This is a genomic window from Variovorax sp. P2_H12 (genome assembly GCF_056403395.1).
The window spans coordinates 1-472 of record NZ_JBFUFO010000180.1 but is presented as its reverse complement, the minus strand read 5'-3'; the positions used below and the strand labels follow the sequence as shown (position 1 = coordinate 472).

The 472-nt window shown below is 71.2% G+C and carries 1 protein-coding gene; it reads right to left on the bottom strand.

Translation table 11 applies throughout. The features are described 5' to 3' along the window. Positions 1–373 precede the first annotated feature (373 nt). A partial coding sequence (locus AC1DYK_RS35710) for an NPCBM/NEW2 domain-containing protein (protein ID WP_478170570.1) occupies positions 374–472 on the bottom strand: 99 nt, incomplete at its 5' end.

Here is a 472-nt window from a genome sequence, read left to right as displayed (position 1 = left end):
GGCGTACTGCACACACCGGTGAGTCCCGGGCATCCCTCGCCTGTGCGTCCTGCGCCTTCCGGCAGTCCTCCGGACGGTCCACGACCGGTTCGCCCAAGTGGGTGATGGTCAGCCGCAAGGCCTCGCGGAAGGCGTCCCGCACGGCTGCGGGCGCGACGTCCGCGGCGTCCGGACGGAGCGGGAACCGACGGAGGTGGAACGAGCCACTGATCCGCTTCTCCCACCGCACCGCCCTTGGCGGACACGGCGGAGTCCGGTGAGAATACCCCGGCCTTGCGGCCCCACCCCTTCCGCACGTCCTCTCGGACGCGCTCCTGGGAAGGGGTGGGACCGGGATCGGCCCCACCCCTCTCACTGCTCACTGCCGGCTCATTCAGCTTCCGCAGTGGAACCGTGCGTTGCCCCAGTCCGCGTGGTCGTTGCCGTTGCCGTCGCCGCCGTCCGCGACGACCAGCTCGACGTACTTCGCGCC